Below are 19,280 nucleotides of genomic sequence, written 5' to 3'. Positions count from 1 at the left end.
GCTCATTGCTCCATCACATAGGTGCCGGGCGCGTCGCCCAGCGCGGGGTAGCCCTTGCGCGCGGCGCCCATCGAGGGGGGGCTGGCCGGCTTGCCGGACAACCCGTCCAGCCAGGCGCGCCAGTGCGGCCACCAGGAACCGTCGTGCGGCGTGGCCGCCGCCAGCCAGGCGTCCGGGGCCAGCGCCGGCTGACCCGCCGCGCGCAGCAGGCTGCGAAAGCGCCGCCGCGGATGGCCCGGTTCGCTGACGATGCCGGCGTTGTGACCGCCGCTGGTCAGCACGAAGGTCAGCGCGGCAGGCGACAGCTCGTGCAGCTTGTAGACCGAACGCCATGGCGCCACATGATCGGTCTCGGTGCCGACGCAGAAGGTCGGCAGGCGCAGGTCCTGCAGCCGCACCGGGCGGCCATCCACGGCGTAGCGGCCGGCGGCCAGGTCGTTGTCCAGGTACAGGTGGCGCAGGTATTGGCCGTGCATGCGGGCGGGCATGCGGGTGGCGTCGGCGTTCCAGGCCTGCAGGTCGTTCATGGGGCGGCGCTGGCCCAGCAGGTATTCCGAGGTCATGCGCGACCACACCAGCTGCTGCGCGCGCAGCAGCTGGAATGCGCCGCTCATCTGCCGCGCCGGGAAATAGCCCAGCGCCGCCATTTCGGCCTCCATCAGGGCGACCTGGAACGCGTCGATGAACAGGCCCAGCTCGCCGGGCTCGCTGAAGTCGGTTTGCGCCGCCAGCAGGCTCAGGCTGGCCAGCCGCGAGTCGCCGTCGCGCGCCATGGCGCTGGCGGCCATGGCCAGCAGCGTGCCGCCCAGGCAGTATCCCGCCGCGTGCACCGCCGCGCCGGGCACGATCGCCGCGATCGCTTGCAACGGCTCGCGCACACCCAGGCGCAGGTAATCGTCCAGCCCCAGGTCGCGGTCGGCGGCCGTGGGGTTTTTCCACGACACGCAGAACACCGTATAGCCCTGGCCGACGAGATAGCGGATCAGCGAGTTGTGCGGCGACAGATCCAGCACGTAGTACTTCATGATCCAGGCCGGCACGATGAAGATCGGCTCGGGCCGCACCTGGCGGGTCGCGGGCCGGTACTGGATCAGTTCGGCCAGCGGATTGCGCAGCACGACCTTGCCGGGCGTGACCGCCACCTCGTGGCCGGGACGGAACTGTTCGGCGCCGGCCGGCGGCAGGCCGCCCAACTGACGCAGCCCGTCTTCCCAGGCGGCCTGCGCGCCGCGCAGCAGATTGGCACCGCCTTCCCGCAAGGTCTGGCGCAGCACCAGCGGATTGGCGCATGGGTTGTTGTCCGGGGCCCACCACTCCAGCCATTGGCGCACCATGAACGCGGCCAGGTCGCGCTGGTGGCGATCCGCCAGCGGCAGGGCGCGGACGCAGGCGTCCCAGTTGCGCTGGGCCTGCTGGAAGCCTTGGCTCCACAGGGCGTAGGGCCATTGGCGCCAGGCGTCGTCATCGAACCGGCCCGCGCGCAGCGCGGTCTGTGGGGGGGCTGGCGGGTTCCGTTTCGGCATGATGGCTCCAGGGCGCGCGGGCGGCGGGAATGCCGCTCGCGAGGCCGGATCGTCGCGCATCCGGGCTTGTGGCCCGGTGTCGGACCAATCCGACTCAAACGTCTTGAAAGCATTGTGCCGCCGCGGTGGTGATCAATCCTTGATCAGAATCAAGTTAGCGACTGACTGGTCGGTTTTTAATGGTGCTGTTGGCGGGCGGCGGCGCTGCCCGCCAATCCGCAATGGGAGCAGGGGTGATGAGTTCGCAACGTCAGCGTCTCCCTCCTACCGTGCGCGTCGGGCAGATCCTCGATGCCGCGCTGCAGGAGTTCTCGGCCGCCGGCTACACCGGCGCCCGGATGGATGACATCGCCTTGCGCGCCGGTCTGTCCAAAGGCGGCCTGTACGCGCATTTCGCCAGCAAGGAGGAAGTCTTCGAGGCGCTGCTGGCGCGCTACCTTTGCCCACCGCGGCTCGACGCCCGCGCCCTGGTAGAGGGCTCGGCCACGCCGCGCCACCTGGCCGAACGCCTCGTCAACCATCTCTATGCCAGCCTGGCCAATCCCGCCATGATCAGCGCCATGCGCCTGCTGCTGGCCGAAAGCCTGCGCGTGCCGCACCTGGCGCGGCGCTGGCGCGAACAGACCGCCGACGCGCACCAGGCCGACATCGCCCAACTGCTGGAGCTGGCCCGCGCGCGCGGCCTGTGCGGCGATGGCGCCGCGCTGCGGCATCCCTGGCTGCTGCTGTCGCCGGTGGTCCACGCCATCTTCATGGCGATCCTGCTGGGCCCGGACGAGCGCCTGAACCTGCCGCAGCGGCGCGAAGCGCACGTGGCGCTGATCTGCGGTTTGCTGTAGCCGTCACCAGCGATAACTGGCGGTGGCGACGACCGTGCGCGGATCGCCGTAATAGCAATTGCCGTAGCCGCAGTTGGCGATGTACGTCTTGTTGGTCAGGTTGCGCGCGTTCAGCGCCAAGCTCCAGCGACCGATGTCGTAGCCGATCATGGCGTCGAACAGCACGAACGAGGGCACTTGCTTGGGGGCGATGCTGCCATCGCCATAGTTGGCGCCGGTGAAGCGCGCGCCCGCGCCGACTTTGATGTGCGAGTCGAAGCGGTAATCGACCCACAGCGACGCGCGGTTCAACGGCACGGCGGTGGCCTGCTTGCCGACCTCGTCCGGATTGCTGCTGGCCGTGATGGCCGCCTTGGGCGTCCACGAATACGAGGCAATCACGTTCATGCGCGGGATCGGTTGTAGCGTGGCCTCGAACTCCACGCCGCGCACCGTGACCTCTCCGGTCTGCCTGGGAATGGAGTCCGCGTCGTAGGTGATGTAGTTGCGACGCCGTAAATCGAACGCCGCCACGCTATAGCTGTCCTGGGTGCCGGGCGGGTGGTAGCGCAGGCCGACCTCGTACTGGCGACTGGTCTCGGGCTTGAACGGTGTGCGTTGCGACGAGTCCACGGTGGCGGTGGGTACGAACGACTCGCCGTAGCTGACGTAGGGCGCCCAGCCGGTCGGATCCACATAGACCAGGCCGGCGCGGCTGGTGAACTTGTGGCTGCTGATGCGGGTGGTGCTGCCGTCCTGGCGGTCGCGCACCGTGTTGTCGGCGCTGTCGTAGCGCCCGCCCAGCGTGGCGACCCAGCGCTCGTTCCACTTGATCTGGTCCTGCACGTACAGCCCCGTCTGCGTCAGCGTCAGATCGGCATCCATCCAGGGCGTGGCGCGCGTGATCGGGCCCTGGCGGTATTGCGGGTCGTGGATGCTCAGGGGCGGCGCCGAGCCCCCGCTGAAGCTGACCTGGTCGATGCGGTGACGTTGGTAGTCCACGCCCACCAGGATGCGATGGTGCCAGTCGCCCAGCCGCACATCGGTCTGGGCCTGATTGTCGACGTTGAAGCTTGCGATGTGTTCGCGGCTGCCGAACACCGAACGCCGCAGTACCTGGTAGTTGGCGGGATCGGTGACGTCGTCGTTGACACTGGCGTAGCCGTTGGCCTGCACCGCGGAGTAATCGAGGTCGAGATGGCCGTAGCGCAGGTTCTGGCGCAGCGTCAGCGCGTCGCTGACGCGGTGTTCCAGCTCGTAGCCCGCCATCCACTGGGTCTGGTTGAAATGGTCGTAGCCGGGCTCGCCGACGAACAGCGAGGTCGGGATGCGCGTGCCTGCCGGCGTCGGCACCAGCGACCCTTCGGCCGGTCGGGCCCGCGTGTACGTGCCGCCGCGCTTGGTGGCGTATTGCGTCAGCAACGTCAGCGTGGTGTCCGCCGACGGCCGCCAGGTCAGCGACGGCGCCAGGTACAGCCGGTCATTGTCGATGCCATGGGTCGGCAACTCGGCATCCAGGCCCATGCCGACGAAGCGGTACAGCCACTTGCCGTCTTCATCCACCGGCCCGGTGAAGTCCGCGGCGATGCGGCGGCGCTGGTGGTCGCCCACCTGTGCCTGCAGTTCGTGCTGCGGCTCTTCCTGCGGACGCTTGCTGACCACGTTGATCAGGCCGCCAGGACCGGTCTGCCCGAACAGCACCGACGCCGGTCCGCGCAGCAGTTCGATGCGCTCGGCGCCATAGTTCTCGGTCTGCCAGATGCCCCAGTTGCCGTTATTGCGCAGCGGTAGCCCGTCGAGATAGAAGCCCGGCGTGTAGGCGTCGAAGCCGCGCAGCGAGACCCAGTCGTAGCGCGAGTCCGAGCCATAGGTCGTGGTGGATACGCCAGGCGTGTAGGCCAAGGCGTCCTTGATGTTGGTGGCGCCCAGCGTGTTGTAGCGGTCCGCCGTGATCACCGAGATCGACTGTGGCGTCTCGATGATGGGCGTGTCGGTCTTGGTCGCGGTGGCGCTGCGGCGCGCCAGGTAACCCTGTACCGGTCCCCAGGCGCTTTCGCGGTTGCCGGTGACATCGATCGGCGCCAGCGTGGGCACCGACTGCGTGTTGCGCCTGAGTGTGAGCGCGCCGCCCGGCAGTGCCACCGCTTCGAGTCCGGAACCGGCCGTCGCTTGCCTGAGCGCCTCGTCCAGTGTGTAGCTGCCGCGCAGCGCGGGCGCCTCCAGGCCGCGCGTCATGGTGGGGTCCACCGACAGGACGCGGTTGTTCTGGATTGCGATGCGGTTCAGGGTGACGGCCAGCGATGCGGCGGGCAGGTCGTAGGCGAGGCGCGCGGGTTGGGCGACGGCGACGGGGGCAATCAGCGCGGCCAGGAAGAGCAGGCTGGCGCGGGACGGGCGGGGCATGGCGGTGGGTCTCCGGGGAGGGAAAAGGGGGGTGATTCACCCGGAGGTGTCGCCACGCCGGAAAACCGGACAAGCAATGTGTAAGCAGATGTTGTGTGGCGGCTGGCGTGTCAGGCCGCGTCCACCCAGGTCAGCCAGCCCCCGTAACGCGTGACGGTGAGCGGCAGGGTGGCGGCGAGCGCGGCCCAGGCCTGGTCGGGATGGTCGAGCGGGAATACCCCCTGGACCCGCAGCGCGGCGGCGCGCTCGGACAGATGCAGCGCGCCGGGCATGTAGGGGCGCAGCGCATCCGCCACGACGGCCAGCGGCGCGTCCAGCACGTCGAGCCGTCCCTGGCGCCAGGCGGCCAGGGCGGTGGCCGACTCCGCCTCCAGGGCCTGGATGCCGTCCGCGCCATAGCGTGCCGCCCGTCCCTGTCCCAGGTCCATTTGCTGGCCCGAGCGGCTGTCGATGCGGGCTTCGCGTAGCAGCACAGCCGCCAGACTGTGCCCGGTTCCCTTGCGCACCATGTATTCGGCGCCATGGGTCCAGGCGGTGCCGTCTTCGGTCGTGACGCCGAACGGCCGCCGGGTATCCCGGGTGACGGCCGCGACCAGCGCGCCGTGCAGCAGGCGCACCCGCCGCACGGCGTCCGTGAATTCCAGCCGCACCGCGGTGTGCGCGTCCAGATCCAGCCGGCTGCCGTCTTCCAGAGCGATCGACAGGCGTTGCGCCGTGCCGGTGCTGACGTCCGCGCGCGCCAGCCATAGATGGCGACCGAGCCACGCGCTGCCGACGCCCACCCCGGCCAGCGCCAGGGTCTTGCCGAGAAACTGGCGTCGGGAGGGGCCGCGCGCCAGCAGATCGCGCAGCGGCGAGCCGTCGGCGCACGGCATGCCGGCGGCCCGCAATGCCTGCAGCGGCGCGCCGACGCTGGTCTGCAGCGCCTGCCAAGCCCGCGCATGGGCCGGCGCCGCTTCGCACCATTGCCTGAAGCGGGACTGGTCGTCCGCGGTGGCGGAGCCCGAACAGAGCCGCACCATCCATTGCACCGCCTGGCGATCGATGTCGGGCGTCATGCGCGGTTCTCGCGCTGCGCCTTCAGGCAGCGTTCCAGCGCCAGGGCGAAATGGCGTTGCACCGTGCGCACCGACAGGCCCATGCGCTGGCCGATTTCGGCGTAGCCCAGGCCATCCAGCTGGCTGTACAGGAACACCGCGCGCACGGCCTGCGGCAGGCCGGCCAGCAGGGTGTCCACGCGCAACAGTAGCTCCATGGCCAGGGCCTGTGATTCCGGGGAGGGCGCGCTGTCGCCGGCATGCAGCGCCAGCCATTGCAGATAGGCCTGCTCCAGTTCGCGCCGCCGCCAGAAATGGAACAGCAGGCGCCGCGCGATGGTGGACAGATAGGCCTTGGGCTCGGCGATCTGGGCCGGGTCGCGGCCCGTCGCCACCTGCAGGAAGGTCTCTGAGGCGAGGTCCTCGGCGTCGGCGTGGTTGCGTAGCCGGAAGCGCAGCCGGTCCACCAGCCAGGGACGATAGCCCACGTACAGGGAAGCGAGAGCGGAGAAGGCGGACGGCTTTCCCATGGGACGTACTAATCGATAGGAATAAGTATCATTCAGTATATGGGAAAAACGTCGATCCGGACCATTGCGGCGTGCCCGCGCACGCGGGGCCGCGCCTCCCTGTATCCTTGCGACACCCCCATGACTGACGCTGCGAGGAAGATGTGCCCACCTCAGGAATGACGGTCCGCGTGCCGTCCTGGCGCTATTTCCCGGTGGCACTGGCCCTGGTGCTGCCGGTGCTCGGTTGCATCGGCTGGACCTGGCTGCACGCGCTGAGCACCGAGCGTGCCGAAGCCGCCACGGCTGGCCGGATCGTGCGCGTGCAGACAGGCCAGATCATGGCTCGTGCCCTCGACATCCTGCCGCGGGTCACGGCCTTGTCCGAGCAGTCCTGCCAGACGGCGCGTCCCGACCTGTACCGCTGGGGCACGCTCAATCCGTATTTCCGCTCGTTGTTGCTGGTCAAGCGCGAGCACATCTATTGCTCGTCGGCCTTGGGAGAGGTGGACTACGAAACCGGCGCGTTCCACCGCTGGCCGGTCGGCACACCGCCGACGCAGTGGTTCGTCAGTGTGTCCGGCACGCCCCTGGCGCCCGATCGCCCGGCCTTGTTGCTGGGCATGGCGGGGGAGGACGGGCGCGGCGGCGTGGTGGTGGTCGACGGCCGCTACGTGCAGGACCTGCTCAATGCGGTGTCGTCACTGGGTGCCTACCAGCTCGAAGTGACGCTGGGCCGGGGCGCGCCTATCCGCAACGATGCCTGGGGTACGGCGGCGGCCGAGAGCCTGTTTGAATCGACCGAGACGGTTGCCGGCCGCGGCGACCTGGTCATCAGGGTGATGGCGCCGTCCGAAACCGTGGTGCGCGCCTGGCAGCAGCTGCTGGTCACCTATCTGCCCGTGGCGATGCTGTGCGGGGCGTTGCTGGCCTTCGGCGCCTACCGCCTGCAAGTGAACCGGCAGTCGTTCAAGGAGCAATTGCGCCGCGCCATGGACGCCGATGAGTTGCACGTCGAATACCAGCCGGTCTACGGCAAGGCCACCGGTCGTTGCGAGGGCGCCGAGGCCTTGATGCGCTGGACGCGGCCGGGCGTGGGGCCGGTGCGGCCCGACATCTTCATCGCGGCGGCCGAGGCCGAAAACATGATCGTGCCGCTCACGCAACACTTGCTCAAGCTGATCCAGCGCGACATGCAGGCCTGGAACACACCGCCCGATTTCCATATCGCCGTGAACGTGGCGCCGGAACATCTGTCGAGTCCCGCCCTGGTCGCGGACATCCAGGCCTTTCGCGGCGCGATCCGGCCGTCCTTGATGGTGCTGGAAATCACCGAACGCAGCCTGATCTCCGACAATGGCCAGGCACGCCGCAATATCGACGCGCTGCGCGCTCAGGGCGTTTTCGTCGCTATCGACGATTTCGGCACGGGGCATTGTTCGCTGTCGTACCTGCAGATGTTCCCGGTCGACTATCTCAAGATCGACAAGGGCTTCGTGCAGGCCATCCAGGACAACGGCGAGGAAGCGCCGGTGCTGGACGTGATCATCACGCTATCGCACCGCCTGGGCCTGTCGGTCGTGGCCGAGGGAGTGGAAACCCCTGGACAATTCACTTACCTGACCGAGCGCGGCGTGGCATTCATCCAGGGCTACCTGTTCGCGCGGCCCATGCGGTCGGCCGACTTCGTGCGCTGGTATGCCGACAAAGCGGCCGAGCCACCGGTGCCGGCGGCGCGGAGTTGAGCAGCGCGCGGTCCGGGACGTCCGGGTGCGGCATTTGCGTCGCGGCGGGCGCGTTCCAGTGCCTCCCCGCCACAGGCGCAAGCCGAAGCCAGCGTCGTGAACAGCAGGCCCGCGCCACCACGCTGTCCGGCAATGTCTATCGCTGCGGCTAGCGTTGTGGCGCCGCCTTGGCGAAGAAGAGGTCGGTGATCGATTGGCTGTCCAGCGGCTCGCCGTTGATGGCGCGCGTCAGCAGTTCGGCACCGAGCAATTGCACCGAGAACACCAGGTCGGGCTGCACCCGCCGGATTTTTTCCAGGTGCTTGCTGGTGTTGACCAGGGCCACCGTCCTGGCGCCCTGTTCTCCGGCGGCTTCCTTGGCGGCCAGCACGATGAAGGCGTTCTCGGCGTCGTCCTCGCGCAGCGCCAGCACATAGCGCGCGCGGGTCACGCCCGCGCTGCGCAGCACCTCGACGCTGGAGGCATCGCCTTCGATCAGGTCGGTGGCGGCCGGGTACTCCTGCGGCGCGCCGGCAGGCACGATGACCGTGACCTCGTCGCCGCGGCGCCGCAGGCCGTCGTAGACGCTCATGGCCAGGGGCGTGGCGCCGGCGATGATGATGTGGTTTTTTCTCATGGCGGTGGAAAACCGGCCCTTGACCAGCCGTTTCAGGTTGCCGCCGATCACCGGGCCGGCGATCGCGCTGATGGAGGTGGCGAAGACGGTGATGCCGAGAATGATAATCGACGCGGTGAACAGCCGCGCCGCGTTGCTGTGCGGCGTGATGTCGCCATAGCCCACCGTCGACATCGAGACGATGGAAAAGTACAGGGCGGTCGCCGCGTCCTTGATGGGCGGATTGAATTCCTCGCCCAGGTACAGCGTGCCGAACACCGCATAGATCAGCAGCGACACCATGCTGACCAGCGCGAACAGCGAGCCGGCAGTGACGCTGGCGCGATCGAAGCGGCGCCAATAGGCGACCAGCGCCACCACCAGCACCAGCGTATAGATGCCGAGTCCGGCGCGGCCGCTGTCGCCCAGGATGGCGAAGGTGCCGATGCCGATCAGCAGCACCAGCGAGAAGGCCCAGGCGATGCGCGCCTTCAGGATCAGGCCAAGGGCGATGATCTGCAGCCCCACCCCCAGCACCAGCCGCGGGATCTCCAGCAGGCCGACCACCTGCATCACGTCCCGCCAGTTGTCCAGCGCCAGCCAGAACGAATACTCGCGCGTCCGCACTTCGCGCAGCACCGGATGCATGAAGGCATACCCGTCCAGGGCCACCAGGATGGCGAGACACCAGTTGGGCGGCACAAGGGAGATCACACGGCGCAGGCGGCGCGCAAGGCCGGTCAGGGGATTGGGCATGGCAGGGGCATCCTTTGCCTGCATTCTATAGGCGCCCGCCGGGGGCTTGCTATATCCAATATGTATAGAAGGCTATCAACAAAGAATTACTTGAATTGCGCCCGACGTCCTAAACTGCCTTCATCACGCGGCTATCCGAGAGGAACGCCGCTGATACGGGCGACAAGCCCGCCAGCTGCCAGGGCGGACGAAATCCCCGGGCGTTATCACGCTGCAGCTTGGGTGGGGACTAGAGACCCCAACCGGGCTCACGGCCAGTCCGTGCGTGAGTAGTATGAGGCACGAATGTTGGAATCGCGTGATCTAGGTAGAAGGCATCAGTGCCGGCTGATGACTCCAGGCTCACGTGTTGTTTTAGCGCGGCGTCTTACCTTCGGGGCAGCGCCGCGTTTTTTTCGCCCATCGCCAGGCTCCTGGCGCCAGCGTATCAGTAAGATGGCGCGCCCGCATCCGCGGTGTCGCGACGCCAGGCCTCCTGTCCGTCCGGACGACTCTCCTCTCCTCCTTCCCGCGGATCCAGTTCCAGCGCGATATCCGCCGCGAACATATAGCCCCAGCCATGCACCGCGCGGATCGGCAAGGTCATGTGATTGGCTGTCGCCTTGCGCCGCAGCCGGCTGATCATGACGTCTACGAAGCGGCGCCGCGTGATGGCGCCGTCGGCGTCTTCGGCGCCGTCGGGATAGAACGCGTCGCGGCTGACCTTGCGGTCGGGCGCCTTCACCAGGCGGGTCAGGAAATCACGCTCGCCCGTGGTCAGCCCGAGGGTACGCCCGGCGGGACTGATGAGGGTCCAGCCCTTGTTGGCCAGGCGCCAGGTTTCCTGCAGGGGGTCGTCGGGGGGCGGCTCGGCCACCGCTTCGGACAGGTCCAGGCCCACTGCGCGGCGCACCAGCGCCTGCAGCACCGCCGCCAGCTCCAGGCCGGTGACCTCCGGCGGCAGGCACGCGTCGGCGCCGCAGAGCAAGGTGCGAATGCGGTTTTCCTCGGCGCCGAAGGGCGCGATGGCGACGATGCCCAGGCTGCGGTCGATGGCGCGCAACCGTACGGCGGCGTTGTGGATATCGGGCAGCGGCGCTTCCAGGATGATCAGCGGGCAGGCGCGGCGGGAATAGCGGTCGTAGACGTCGGCCAGGTCGTGGCAGCGACGTACGCTGAATCCGAGATGGGACAGCGCTTGGACCAGCCGGCCGTGCCTGGCGTCGTCCTGGGCCAGGAAAATGACATCCAGTGTGTTGTTCATGGATGCCCGTCCGCGCCTGCGTTGCGTGTCATGCCCCTCTCCCTTTGCTGCGCCATGATGTGGCGGCATCTGGCGGTGTTGTCTGGTGGCGGGCGAAGGTCTGGGCTGGTGCCCAGCGTGTGGGCCGCGGCAGGTTGAGGCCGCGGTCGGGGTCCGGGGCGGCGCCTGGCTCGAGCGCGTTGCGCCCAGGCCGCCGATGATCCGATTCCGCATGGAAGTCACGCCCGTGTTTCATTTAAACACGGGCGTGTTTTTTTGTGAAGATACGTTTCTGTAGTTTCTGGTGGTAACAATTGACGCGAGGCATATTTCCGCGTGGCGCTTGGAACGCTGTTTGTTTTGCGTGGTTGAGACCTGAAGATATTAAGTATTACCGATACATTATTTTCTATTTTCACACGCCGAAAAACCATAAACTCGGGCCGGCGTTAACCCGCGCCAACGTCGCGCGTCCGCGCGCGGCAGGTACCGTCGGGATGGCGCCGTGCCGACTGCAAGCCGATGATAGAAAGGGGTTTTTTGCATCGCCGCGGGTCAGTTTCGCGGTGGCGGGGCAGGGGCCCGCACGGGGCCGGGAGGAGGGCGCCGCGATTTACGGATTAGCCACGGAATTGGGGTGCAATCCGTTTATTTGGCGGCAGTATTGAGATGTTTTAATCAAATAAATAAATTCATATTAATGTCTCAGGTTGATCGATTGGACACGTTTAGCCATCGTCTGCGCAACGCAAGAATGCTTCAGGGATGGACACAAAAGGACTTGGCGGTCGCGAGCAACCTGTCGCAAAGCGCTATCGGCAATTACGAAAGCGGCCAGCGCCTGCAGCCTTCCAGCGATGCACTCATCAAGCTGACCCGCGCGCTGCGGGTCAATCCCATGTGGCTCAGCACCGGCGAAGGGCCGATGCTCAATCCTGGCCATGCCACGTCCGTCGCCGGCGCCGGTGACGCGCCTGAACAGCCTCCCTGGCCGTTCGAAACGGTGTCGTACGCCACCTATGCACGCCTGAGCCTGCAGGAAAGGCGCCAGATCGAGCAGGTGCTGGCCGCCTACATCAAGGCGCGCGGCGAATAGTCCCCACCGTGCCGCCGGCGGACGCGGCGTGCCGGACGGGCGCCCTGTCCAGAGGCGCCGCGCCGCGCGCCACGCCGGTCGGGTTGACGGTGCGCGGCGCCGATCCCACGCCTGCGAGCGGCGCGTCCACGCGCAGGCGCCGCCGCAGGCGTTCCACCGGCTCGGCGATGAGACTGTTGAGCAACGCGGCCAAGCCGATGCAGCCGGCCACCACCAGCGCCATGAACATCGCCGGCTGCCGCGCCTGGGTGCCGTCGAGCAGCCAGCCGAAGAACAGGATGACCAGCGCGTGGCAGATGTAGATCGGATAGCTCAGTTCGCCGATCGCCTTGTCGAGCCGGTGCCGTGACTGGAACAGGAAGGCCAGCGGCAGCAGCGCAGCGAACAGCAACACCGCGATGCCATCGCGCAAGGTGGGCGGCAGGCCAATGGAAAAATGGGCCAGCGCATACAGCAACAGCAACGCCGTGCCCAGTTCCGGCAGCCGCGCAACGCGCCGGCTCCAGGCCTGCCAGCGTGGCAGCAGCACCTGGTGCGATAGTGAACCCAGCAGGAACAACGCCAATTCGGTTGGGAAGAAGCGGTAGGTCCAGGGATCGCCCAGGCCGATGCCGCTGGCGATCAGCGCCGCGCGCAGCGCCAGCGAGGCCACCAGCAGCACCAGCAAGCGGCGCGGCGAGTGCAGCACGAAAGGCGCGACCAGGTAGAAACTCATTTCCACGCCCAGCGTCCACGCCTGCGGCACCAGCAATCCCTGGTACAGCGGCACTTCGCTGTGGGCAAAACTGCCGGTAAAGGCCAGGCCACCCTGTTCGATACCGAAGAACATGAGCCAGTCCTGGCCCAGGATCACCAGGTTCGACACCGCCAGGAACAGTTCGGCGGACAGCGGCAGGTCTTCGTAGACGCGCCAGAACGCCTCGCCACCGCCTGCAAGGTACGCCAGCAGCGTCAGCGCGGCCACGGCCAGATAGACGGGATACAGGCGCAAGGCGCGATTGGCATAGAACCTGCCCGGCGCGCCCCGATAGTGGTCGGTGGCGGTCAGCACATAGGAAATCAGGAAGCCCGAGATCACGTAGAAAAGCTGTACGGCAAGGCGCCCGCCCACCAGCCAGTCGGTGGCGCCGCCGCCCAGGTGGTCGAGCACGACGGACAGCGCCAGCAAGGTTCTCAACATGCCCATCGCCGTGTCTCCGGAAATTGTTGTTATGGCTGCCCGGGCCGGGCGCCGATCCGCGCCCGGCCTGTCGGGAAGTGTCAGTCGATTCTGCGCGTGGCGACGGCGCCCCGCCATGCGGCATTCGATGCAGGCCCCCTGCGCGCGATGTAGCGCGCGCGATGAGCGGGTGCAGCTTTAGGCTTCGGCTGTCGGGCGGAGGCACGGGACGTGCTGGCCTCATGGCGGTTACAGTCGAGGTTGTGTCTTTTCAGGAGTGCTGTCGATGTTTACCTTCCTGTCTTCGCGTTGCCGGGTGCTGGGCGTCGGGGTGCTGGCCGTGGCGTTGGCTGGCTGCGCCGGGTCCACCGGCGGCGCGCGCGCCGAGGGCGCCGCCGCCGCCAACGCGGCCAGCAGCGCGGACTCGCTGGCCCAGACCAGCTGGGAACTGGTGCGCTGGACACGCGCGGGCGGGGCCTTGCGCGATATTCCGCATGGCGACAATGGCGAGCCGATCCGCCTGACCTTCCTGGCACAGGGCAAGCAGTACCGCGCCGAGGGCTTCTCGGGCTGCAACCGCTACCAGGGCAGCTATAAGCTGCAGGGCGGCAAACTGGCCATCGACGCGCCCGCCGCCACCCGCATGGCGTGCGTGCCGGCCGAGCGCGCCGCGCTGGAAGCCGACTATCTGCGCGGCTTGACCGTCATCGACACGTTCACGCTGGACAGCGGCGGCGCGCCGCGCCATCTGACGTTCAACCTGCGCGGCGGCGACGTGCTGGAGTTCGAGCGCCGCCAGGATCCGCCCACTCCCTGAACGCGCGCGCCGGCCAGGTGTTTCAGTATGTTTTGCGGCATCCGGCCGCAAGGCGGGGCGCGCCTACAATGGGCGCTGCCCGAAACCGCCGGCAAGCGTGCCGCGGCGGGCGGTCCTTGTTTCTTGCGGGAGATTTCCATGTCCTTGTCCTCTGCCTGGCGCTGGATCGCGCCGTGCGCGCTTGGTTTGACGCTGGCGGCCTGCGCGGCGCCGCCGCGCACCGCGGACGGGCGCGACCCGCGCTTCCAGCCGGCCGCTGCCTCGGACGTGCTGGCGCAGACCAACTGGGACCTGGCGCGTTGGACCCGCCCCGGCGGCGCGTTGCGCGAGATCCCGCATCCGTCATCCAATTCGGTGCCTGTGACCATCGGCTTCATCCATGACCAGGGCGCTACCCGCGCGACCGGCTTCGCCGGCTGCAACACCTACAGCGCGCCTTATACGGTGGCCAACGGCCAGTTGATCATCCAGTCCAACCCGGTGGCGACGATGAAGGCCTGCGCGCCGGTGAACATGAAGCTCGAACAGGAATTCCTGGCCGGCCTGACGCGCATCACCGCCACGTCCTTCGACAACACCAGCAATCCGCGACGCATGACGTGGGCGCTGAGCAACGGCGACACGCTGGATTTCGGCCGTCGCCTCGATCCCGTCGCCGGCGGCCAGGTGGGCGCGACCAAGCTGGTCTACGTCAACGCCGAGCGCGTGCCGTGCAACGCCGGCGCCGGGCGCGCCATGTGCTATCAGGTGCGCGATACGCCGACGCAGCCCTGGCAGCTCTGGTATGGCGATATCACCGGCTTCAATTTCCAGCCCGGCATCCGCTACCGCCTGCGAGTGGTCGAGGTCAGGGACCCCAACCCGCCAGCCGACGCCTCGGGCCTGCGCTGGGTGCTGGATACGGTGGTGGAACAGGAAATCGTGCGCCGCTGAGGCGGTTCGGCGGGCCGCGCTTGATCCGTGGCAAGCGGGCGCCGCGGTCCAGCGATTACTATTACGCCCTTCGCCGCTCAACGCCCCGCTTTGCCATGTCTTCCGTCGTCAATATCGCCGCCTACAAATTCGTTTCGCTGGACGCGCTGCCCGAGCTGCGCGCCCGGCTGCTGGCCGTGGCTGGCGCGGCCGGCCTGAAGGGCACCATCCTGCTGGCCGAGGAAGGCATCAACCTGTTCCTGGCGGGCCAGGCCGGCGCTATCGACGGCTTTCTGCGCGACCTGCGCGGCGATGCCCGGTTCGCCGACCTGGAGGTGAAGTTCAGCCACAGTGCGCAGGTGCCGTTCCGCAAGCTGCTGGTGAAGATCAAGCGCGAAATCATCCGCATGAATCACCCGACGATCCGGCCCGAGGCCGGCCGCGCGCCGGGCGTGGACGCCAAGACGCTCGCGCGTTGGCTGGAACAGGGCGCCGACGACAGCGGCCGCCCCGTGGTCATGCTGGACACGCGCAACGCCTTTGAGGTGGACGAAGGCACCTTCCGCGACGCCATCGACTGGCGCATCGACCGTTTCACGCAATTCCCCGCGGCGGTGCAGGCGCACCGCGACGAACTGCAAGGCAAGACCGTGGTCAGCTTCTGCACCGGCGGCATCCGTTGCGAGAAGGCCGCGATCTACATGAACGAGGCCGGCATCGACAACGTCTACCAGCTCGACGGCGGCATCCTCAAATACTTCGAGGAAACCGGCGGTCCGGGGTTCGACGGCAAGTGCTTCGTGTTCGACGAGCGCATCTCGCTCGACCCGGCGCTGGCGCCGAGCAAGGATTGATCCCGTCCCGCGAGGACCGGCGCGCCGCCGCCGCCTGAAAAAAAGCCCGCAGATTGCGGGCTTTTTTTCATGGCTCGGGAGTGCGGATCAGCGCACGCGCATGCCGGGCTTGGCGCCGGGGAACGGCTCCAGCACGTAGATGCCGGCGTCCACCGTCTCGTCGGCGTGGCTGGCGGCCAGCACCATGCCTTCGGAGACGCCGAACTTCATCTTGCGCGGCGCCAGGTTGGCGACCATGACGGTCAGCTTGCCGATCAGGTCTTCGGGCTGGTAGGCCGACTTGATGCCGGAGAAGACGTTGCGGTGGCGGCCTTCGCCCACGTCCAGCGTCAGGCGCAGCAGCTTGGTCGAGCCTTCGACGTGCTCGCAGTTGACGATCTGCGCGATGCGCAGGTCGACGCGGGCGAAGTCGTCGATCGAGATGGTCTCGGCCAGCGGCTCGCCGCCGGGGATCACGGCGGGGGCGGCGGGCGGCTCGAACAGGTCTTCCAGCATCTGCGGCTCGACGCGCTGCATCAGGTGCTTGAACGGCGCCACGCGCTGCGGCAGCACGGCGGCGTCGGCCCAGGTGAAGTCGGCCTCGGCGGCGAACAGTTCGCGCGCGACGCGCTCGGCCAGGGCCGGCAGCACCGGCGCCAGCATCACCGACAGGGCCTTGAAGCCGGCCAGCGAACGCGAGCAGATGTCCTGCAGCGCGGCCTTCTGCGCCTCGTCTGCGGTGGCGATGCCCTTGGCCAGCACCCACGGCTGGGCCGTGTCGAACGCCTGGTTGATGCGGTCGGCGTAGGCCATGATCTCGCGGATGGCGCGGTTGTACTCGCGCGCCTCGAAGGCGGCGCGGATCGACTCGGCCTGCGCGGCGTATTCGGCCGACAGCGCGGCGGTGTCGCCCGAATAGGCCAGGGCGCCGTCGAAATGCTTGGTGATGAAGCTGGCGGCGCGGCTGGCGATGTTGACGTACTTGCCGACCAGGTCGCTGTTGACGCGGGCGATGAAGTCTTCGGGGTTGAAGTCCATGTCCTCGACCCGGGCGTTCAGCTTGGCGGCGATGTAGTAGCGCATCCACTCGGCGTTCATGCCGAGTTCCAGGTAGCGCAGCGGCGAGATGCCGGTGCCGCGGCTCTTGGACATCTTTTCGCCGCTGACGGTGATGAAGCCGTGCACGTTGACCGCGTCCGGCGTCTTGCGGCCGGCGAATTTCAGCATCGCGGGCCAGAACAGCGCGTGGAAGTAGACGATGTCCTTGCCGATGAAGTGGACCTGCTCGGTGCTGCCGGCCGGGTCGAGCAGGGCGTCGAAGTCCAGCCCTTTGACCGCGCAGTACGACTTCAGCGAGGCCAGGTAGCCCACCGGCGCGTCCAGCCAGACGTAGAAGTACTTGCCCGGCGCGTCCGGGATCTCGATGCCGAAATAGGGCGCGTCGCGCGAGATGTCCCAGTCGCCCAGCTTGGCCTCGCCGTCCTCGGCGCCCAGCCATTCGCGGGTCTTGGCCAGCATTTCGGGCTGCAGGTGCTTGCCGCCATTGGCGTTGCTGCCGGTGGTCCATTGCTGCAGGAATTCGACGCAGCGCGGATCCGACAGCTTGAAGAAGAAGTGATCCGACGATTTCAGCACCGGCGTGGCGCCGGTCAGGGCCGAGTACGGGTTGATCAGGTCCGTCGGGGCGTAGACCGCGCCGCAGACTTCGCAGGAATCGCCGTACTGGTCCTTGGCGTGGCACTTGGGGCATTCGCCCTTGATGTAGCGGTCGGCCAGGAACATGCCCTTGACCGGGTCGTAGAACTGCTCGATGGAGCGGGTCTCGATCAGGTCCTGCGCCTTGAGCGCGCGATAGATGTCCTGCGACAGCGCCACGTTCTCGGGCGAGTCGGTGGTGTGCCAGTGGTCGAAACGGATGTGGAAGCCGTTCAGGTACTGCGGACGCTCGGCGGCGTAGCGGGCCACCAGCGCCTGCGGCGTGATGCCTTCTTTCTCGGCCTTGAGCATGATCGGCGCGCCGTGCGCGTCGTCGGCACCTACGAAGTGCACCGTGTGGCCCGCCATTCGCATCGAACGAACCCAGATGTCGGCCTGGATGTACTCCATGATGTGGCCGATGTGGAAGGATCCGTTGGCGTAGGGCAGCGCAGTGGTGACAAAGAGAGTGCGAGACATGGTTGTCGGTCGAGGTTGAAGGGAAAAATGGGTTGGCCGGCCATTTTAGGGCAATGGCGGGCATGCGCCCGGCGCGGTCGGGGGCGGGCCCCTGAAACGACGCAACCCGCCGGTCGCGCGGGGCGCGTCTGGCGGGTTGGATAGCGCTAAGCCGGCGGGCCGGCCGCAGCACGGCCGCCGCAGGGCGCGGCGGGCGCCGGTGTTGCCGTGTTCAGCGGACCTCGCGGGCCTCGACGTCGATCACGTCGCCGCGCGGTTGCGTGGCGAACGGGGCGTTGGCGGACTGGAAGGGGCTGGGACGGGCGCCCTGGCGCTGGCTCCAGTAGGCGCGCACGCCGAAAGGCTTGCCGCGCACCTTGGCGACCACGTACAGGATCGCCACGGCGATTGCCGTGGACAGCATGAAGACCAGCGCCATCGCCATGCCGATCAAGGCCAGGGCGGCGAACAACACGGCACGAAAGAAGCGGATAAGAGTATTGGTCATGTAGGTCGGATGCAAAACGCAGCGAAAGGTTCCCGTGTATCCGCTATCCTTTAGGGGATGGCGGCCCGCAGACGCCGCGCTGCCTACGGAACCATAGTGACATGAGTATAACGATAGAACACATCCGCGCCGCGCTGCGCGGCGCGCAAGACCCCAATACCGGCCTGGATCTGGGCGTTTCTGTAAAAGATCGTGACATTCAAATCGACGGCGGCCGCGTCACCGTGGCGCTGGAACTCGGCTATCCCGCCGACGCCGTGCGCGACCAGGTGCGCGAGATCGCCGTGGCCGCGCTGGCCGGCGCCGGCGCGCCTGGCGCGCAGGTGAACGTTTCCTGGAAAGTGGCCGCGCACGCGGTGCAGAAGGGGCTCAAGCCGCTGCCCAATGTACGCAACATTATTGCAGTCGCCTCCGGCAAGGGCGGCGTGGGCAAGAGCACCACGGCCGTGAACCTGGCGCTGGCGCTGGCCGCCGAGGGCGCCAAGGTCGGCCTGCTGGACGCCGACATCTACGGTCCCAGCGTGCCGACCATGCTGGGCGTCTCGGGCCGTCCCGAGAGCCTGGACAACAAGAGCATGGAGCCCCTGACCGGCCATGGCCTGCAGGCCAACTCCATCGGCTTCCTCATTGACGCCGATTCGCCCGCGATCTGGCGCGGCCCGATGGTCACGCAGGCGCTCGAACAGCTGCTGCGCCAGACCAACTGGCGCGACCTGGACTATCTGATCGTCGACATGCCGCCGGGCACCGGCGACGTGGCGCTGACGCTGGCCCAGAAAGTGCCGGTGGTGGGCGCCGTCATCGTCACCACGCCACAGGACGTGGCGCTGCTCGACGCGCGCAAGGGCCTGCGCATGTTCCAGAAGGTCGAGGTGCCGATCCTGGGCGTGGTCGAGAACATGGCCATCCACATCTGCTCGCAATGCGGCCACGCCGAGCACATCTTCGGCGAAGGCGGCGGCCAGCGCATGGCCGCGCAGTACGGCACGCCCTGGCTGGGCAGCCTGCCGCTGACGCTGGCGATCCGCGAACAGACCGACGCCGGCACGCCGACCGTGGTGGCTGACCCCGGCAGCGAGGCGGCCGGACTGTATCGCGGCATCGCCAGGAAGCTGGCGGCCGGCGTTGCCGCGCTTCCCCGAGACATGGCCGGGAAATTCCCGTCCATCGTCGTGCAGCAGCCGACCTGACGC

16 protein-coding genes are annotated in these 19,280 nt (G+C 67.7%); 7 read left to right on the top strand and 9 right to left on the bottom strand.

Translation table 11 applies throughout. From position 1 onward, the window contains the following. Positions 1 to 2: 2 nt before the first annotated feature. A complete protein-coding gene (locus tag AC6CR5_RS16965) occupies positions 3 to 1,523 on the bottom strand; it encodes a PHA/PHB synthase family protein (RefSeq protein WP_051429216.1) in 1,521 nt (506 codons plus the stop codon). A 236-nt stretch (positions 1,524 to 1,759) separates the two neighbouring features. On the opposite strand from AC6CR5_RS16965, the gene AC6CR5_RS16960 reads away from it, so the two are divergent. Continuing rightward, positions 1,760 to 2,362, top strand: coding sequence for a TetR/AcrR family transcriptional regulator (locus AC6CR5_RS16960; RefSeq protein WP_047991908.1), 603 nt, complete (start codon positions 1,760 to 1,762; stop codon positions 2,360 to 2,362). Between the two features lie 3 nt (positions 2,363 to 2,365). Here AC6CR5_RS16960 and AC6CR5_RS16955 read toward each other — a convergent pair whose 3' ends face one another. From AC6CR5_RS16955 to AC6CR5_RS16945, 3 genes are all read right to left on the bottom strand, one after another. After that, a complete protein-coding gene (locus AC6CR5_RS16955) occupies positions 2,366 to 4,744 on the bottom strand; it encodes a TonB-dependent siderophore receptor (RefSeq protein WP_498084743.1) in 2,379 nt (792 codons plus the stop codon). 110 nt (positions 4,745 to 4,854) lie between these two features. Further along, positions 4,855 to 5,802 carry a FecR family protein gene (locus tag AC6CR5_RS16950; protein WP_054445961.1) on the bottom strand — a complete coding sequence of 316 codons (948 nt, stop codon included), beginning with the start codon at positions 5,800 to 5,802 and terminating at the stop codon, positions 4,855 to 4,857. Then, positions 5,799 to 6,311: a sigma-70 family RNA polymerase sigma factor gene (locus tag AC6CR5_RS16945; protein WP_047991906.1), complete on the bottom strand. Its 513-nt coding sequence runs from the start codon at positions 6,309 to 6,311 to the stop codon at positions 5,799 to 5,801. The genes AC6CR5_RS16950 and AC6CR5_RS16945 overlap by 4 nt, the downstream gene beginning before the upstream one ends. Before the next feature lie 143 nt (positions 6,312 to 6,454). On the opposite strand from AC6CR5_RS16945, the gene AC6CR5_RS16940 reads away from it, so the two are divergent. Beyond that, entirely contained in the window at positions 6,455 to 8,035 is a 1,581-nt protein-coding gene (locus tag AC6CR5_RS16940; RefSeq protein WP_325100427.1) for an EAL domain-containing protein, read from the top strand. A 148-nt stretch (positions 8,036 to 8,183) separates the two neighbouring features. Here AC6CR5_RS16940 and kch read toward each other — a convergent pair whose 3' ends face one another. Next, complete coding sequence (gene kch / locus AC6CR5_RS16935; RefSeq protein ID WP_370445606.1) at positions 8,184 to 9,374, bottom strand: voltage-gated potassium channel protein; 1,191 nt, start codon at positions 9,372 to 9,374, stop codon at positions 8,184 to 8,186. A 439-nt stretch (positions 9,375 to 9,813) separates the two neighbouring features. Then, complete coding sequence (locus tag AC6CR5_RS16930) at positions 9,814 to 10,629, bottom strand: winged helix-turn-helix domain-containing protein (RefSeq protein ID WP_006385843.1); 816 nt, start codon at positions 10,627 to 10,629, stop codon at positions 9,814 to 9,816. A 679-nt stretch (positions 10,630 to 11,308) separates the two neighbouring features. Here AC6CR5_RS16930 and AC6CR5_RS16925 point away from each other — a divergent pair. Then, positions 11,309 to 11,704, top strand: a complete 396-nt coding sequence (locus AC6CR5_RS16925; protein WP_155874114.1) for a helix-turn-helix domain-containing protein — start codon at positions 11,309 to 11,311, stop codon at positions 11,702 to 11,704. On the opposite strand, the gene AC6CR5_RS16920 is transcribed toward AC6CR5_RS16925, so the two are convergent. Continuing rightward, positions 11,685 to 12,884 (bottom strand): acyltransferase family protein, encoded by a 1,200-nt coding sequence (locus AC6CR5_RS16920; protein ID WP_223203251.1) that lies wholly within the window; start codon positions 12,882 to 12,884, stop codon positions 11,685 to 11,687. The two genes, AC6CR5_RS16925 and AC6CR5_RS16920, sit on opposite strands and share 20 nt — an antisense overlap. 265 nt (positions 12,885 to 13,149) lie before the next feature. Here AC6CR5_RS16920 and AC6CR5_RS16915 point away from each other — a divergent pair, with 265 nt between their 5' ends. From AC6CR5_RS16915 to AC6CR5_RS16905, 3 genes are all read left to right on the top strand, one after another. Next, a complete protein-coding gene (locus AC6CR5_RS16915; protein ID WP_020926270.1) occupies positions 13,150 to 13,680 on the top strand; it encodes an META domain-containing protein in 531 nt (176 codons plus the stop codon). A 138-nt stretch (positions 13,681 to 13,818) separates the two neighbouring features. Continuing rightward, positions 13,819 to 14,613 (top strand): META and DUF4377 domain-containing protein, encoded by a 795-nt coding sequence (locus AC6CR5_RS16910; protein ID WP_006385847.1) that lies wholly within the window; start codon positions 13,819 to 13,821, stop codon positions 14,611 to 14,613. Positions 14,614 to 14,708: 95 nt separating this feature from the next. Further along, a complete protein-coding gene (locus AC6CR5_RS16905; RefSeq protein ID WP_024070442.1) occupies positions 14,709 to 15,446 on the top strand; it encodes a sulfurtransferase in 738 nt (245 codons plus the stop codon). An 87-nt stretch (positions 15,447 to 15,533) separates the two neighbouring features. Here the strand turns inward: AC6CR5_RS16905 and metG are convergent, their stop codons facing one another. Beyond that, on the bottom strand, positions 15,534 to 17,600 hold the full coding sequence (gene metG, locus AC6CR5_RS16900) for a methionine--tRNA ligase (RefSeq protein ID WP_241061022.1): 2,067 nt from the start codon (positions 17,598 to 17,600) through the stop codon (positions 15,534 to 15,536). A gap of 211 nt (positions 17,601 to 17,811) precedes the next feature. Continuing rightward, positions 17,812 to 18,087 (bottom strand): hypothetical protein, encoded by a 276-nt coding sequence (locus AC6CR5_RS16895; protein WP_006385850.1) that lies wholly within the window; start codon positions 18,085 to 18,087, stop codon positions 17,812 to 17,814. A gap of 101 nt (positions 18,088 to 18,188) precedes the next feature. Between AC6CR5_RS16895 and apbC the strand changes: the two genes are divergently transcribed. Beyond that, positions 18,189 to 19,277 carry an iron-sulfur cluster carrier protein ApbC gene (apbC, locus tag AC6CR5_RS16890; protein ID WP_006385851.1) on the top strand — a complete coding sequence of 363 codons (1,089 nt, stop codon included), beginning with the start codon at positions 18,189 to 18,191 and terminating at the stop codon, positions 19,275 to 19,277. The last annotated feature ends 3 nt before the right edge of the window (positions 19,278 to 19,280 follow it).

This window comes from Achromobacter sp. EG18, assembly GCF_059759395.1.
The sequence above is the reverse complement of the archived record's forward strand: the minus strand, read 5'-3'. Positions and strand labels throughout refer to the sequence as shown.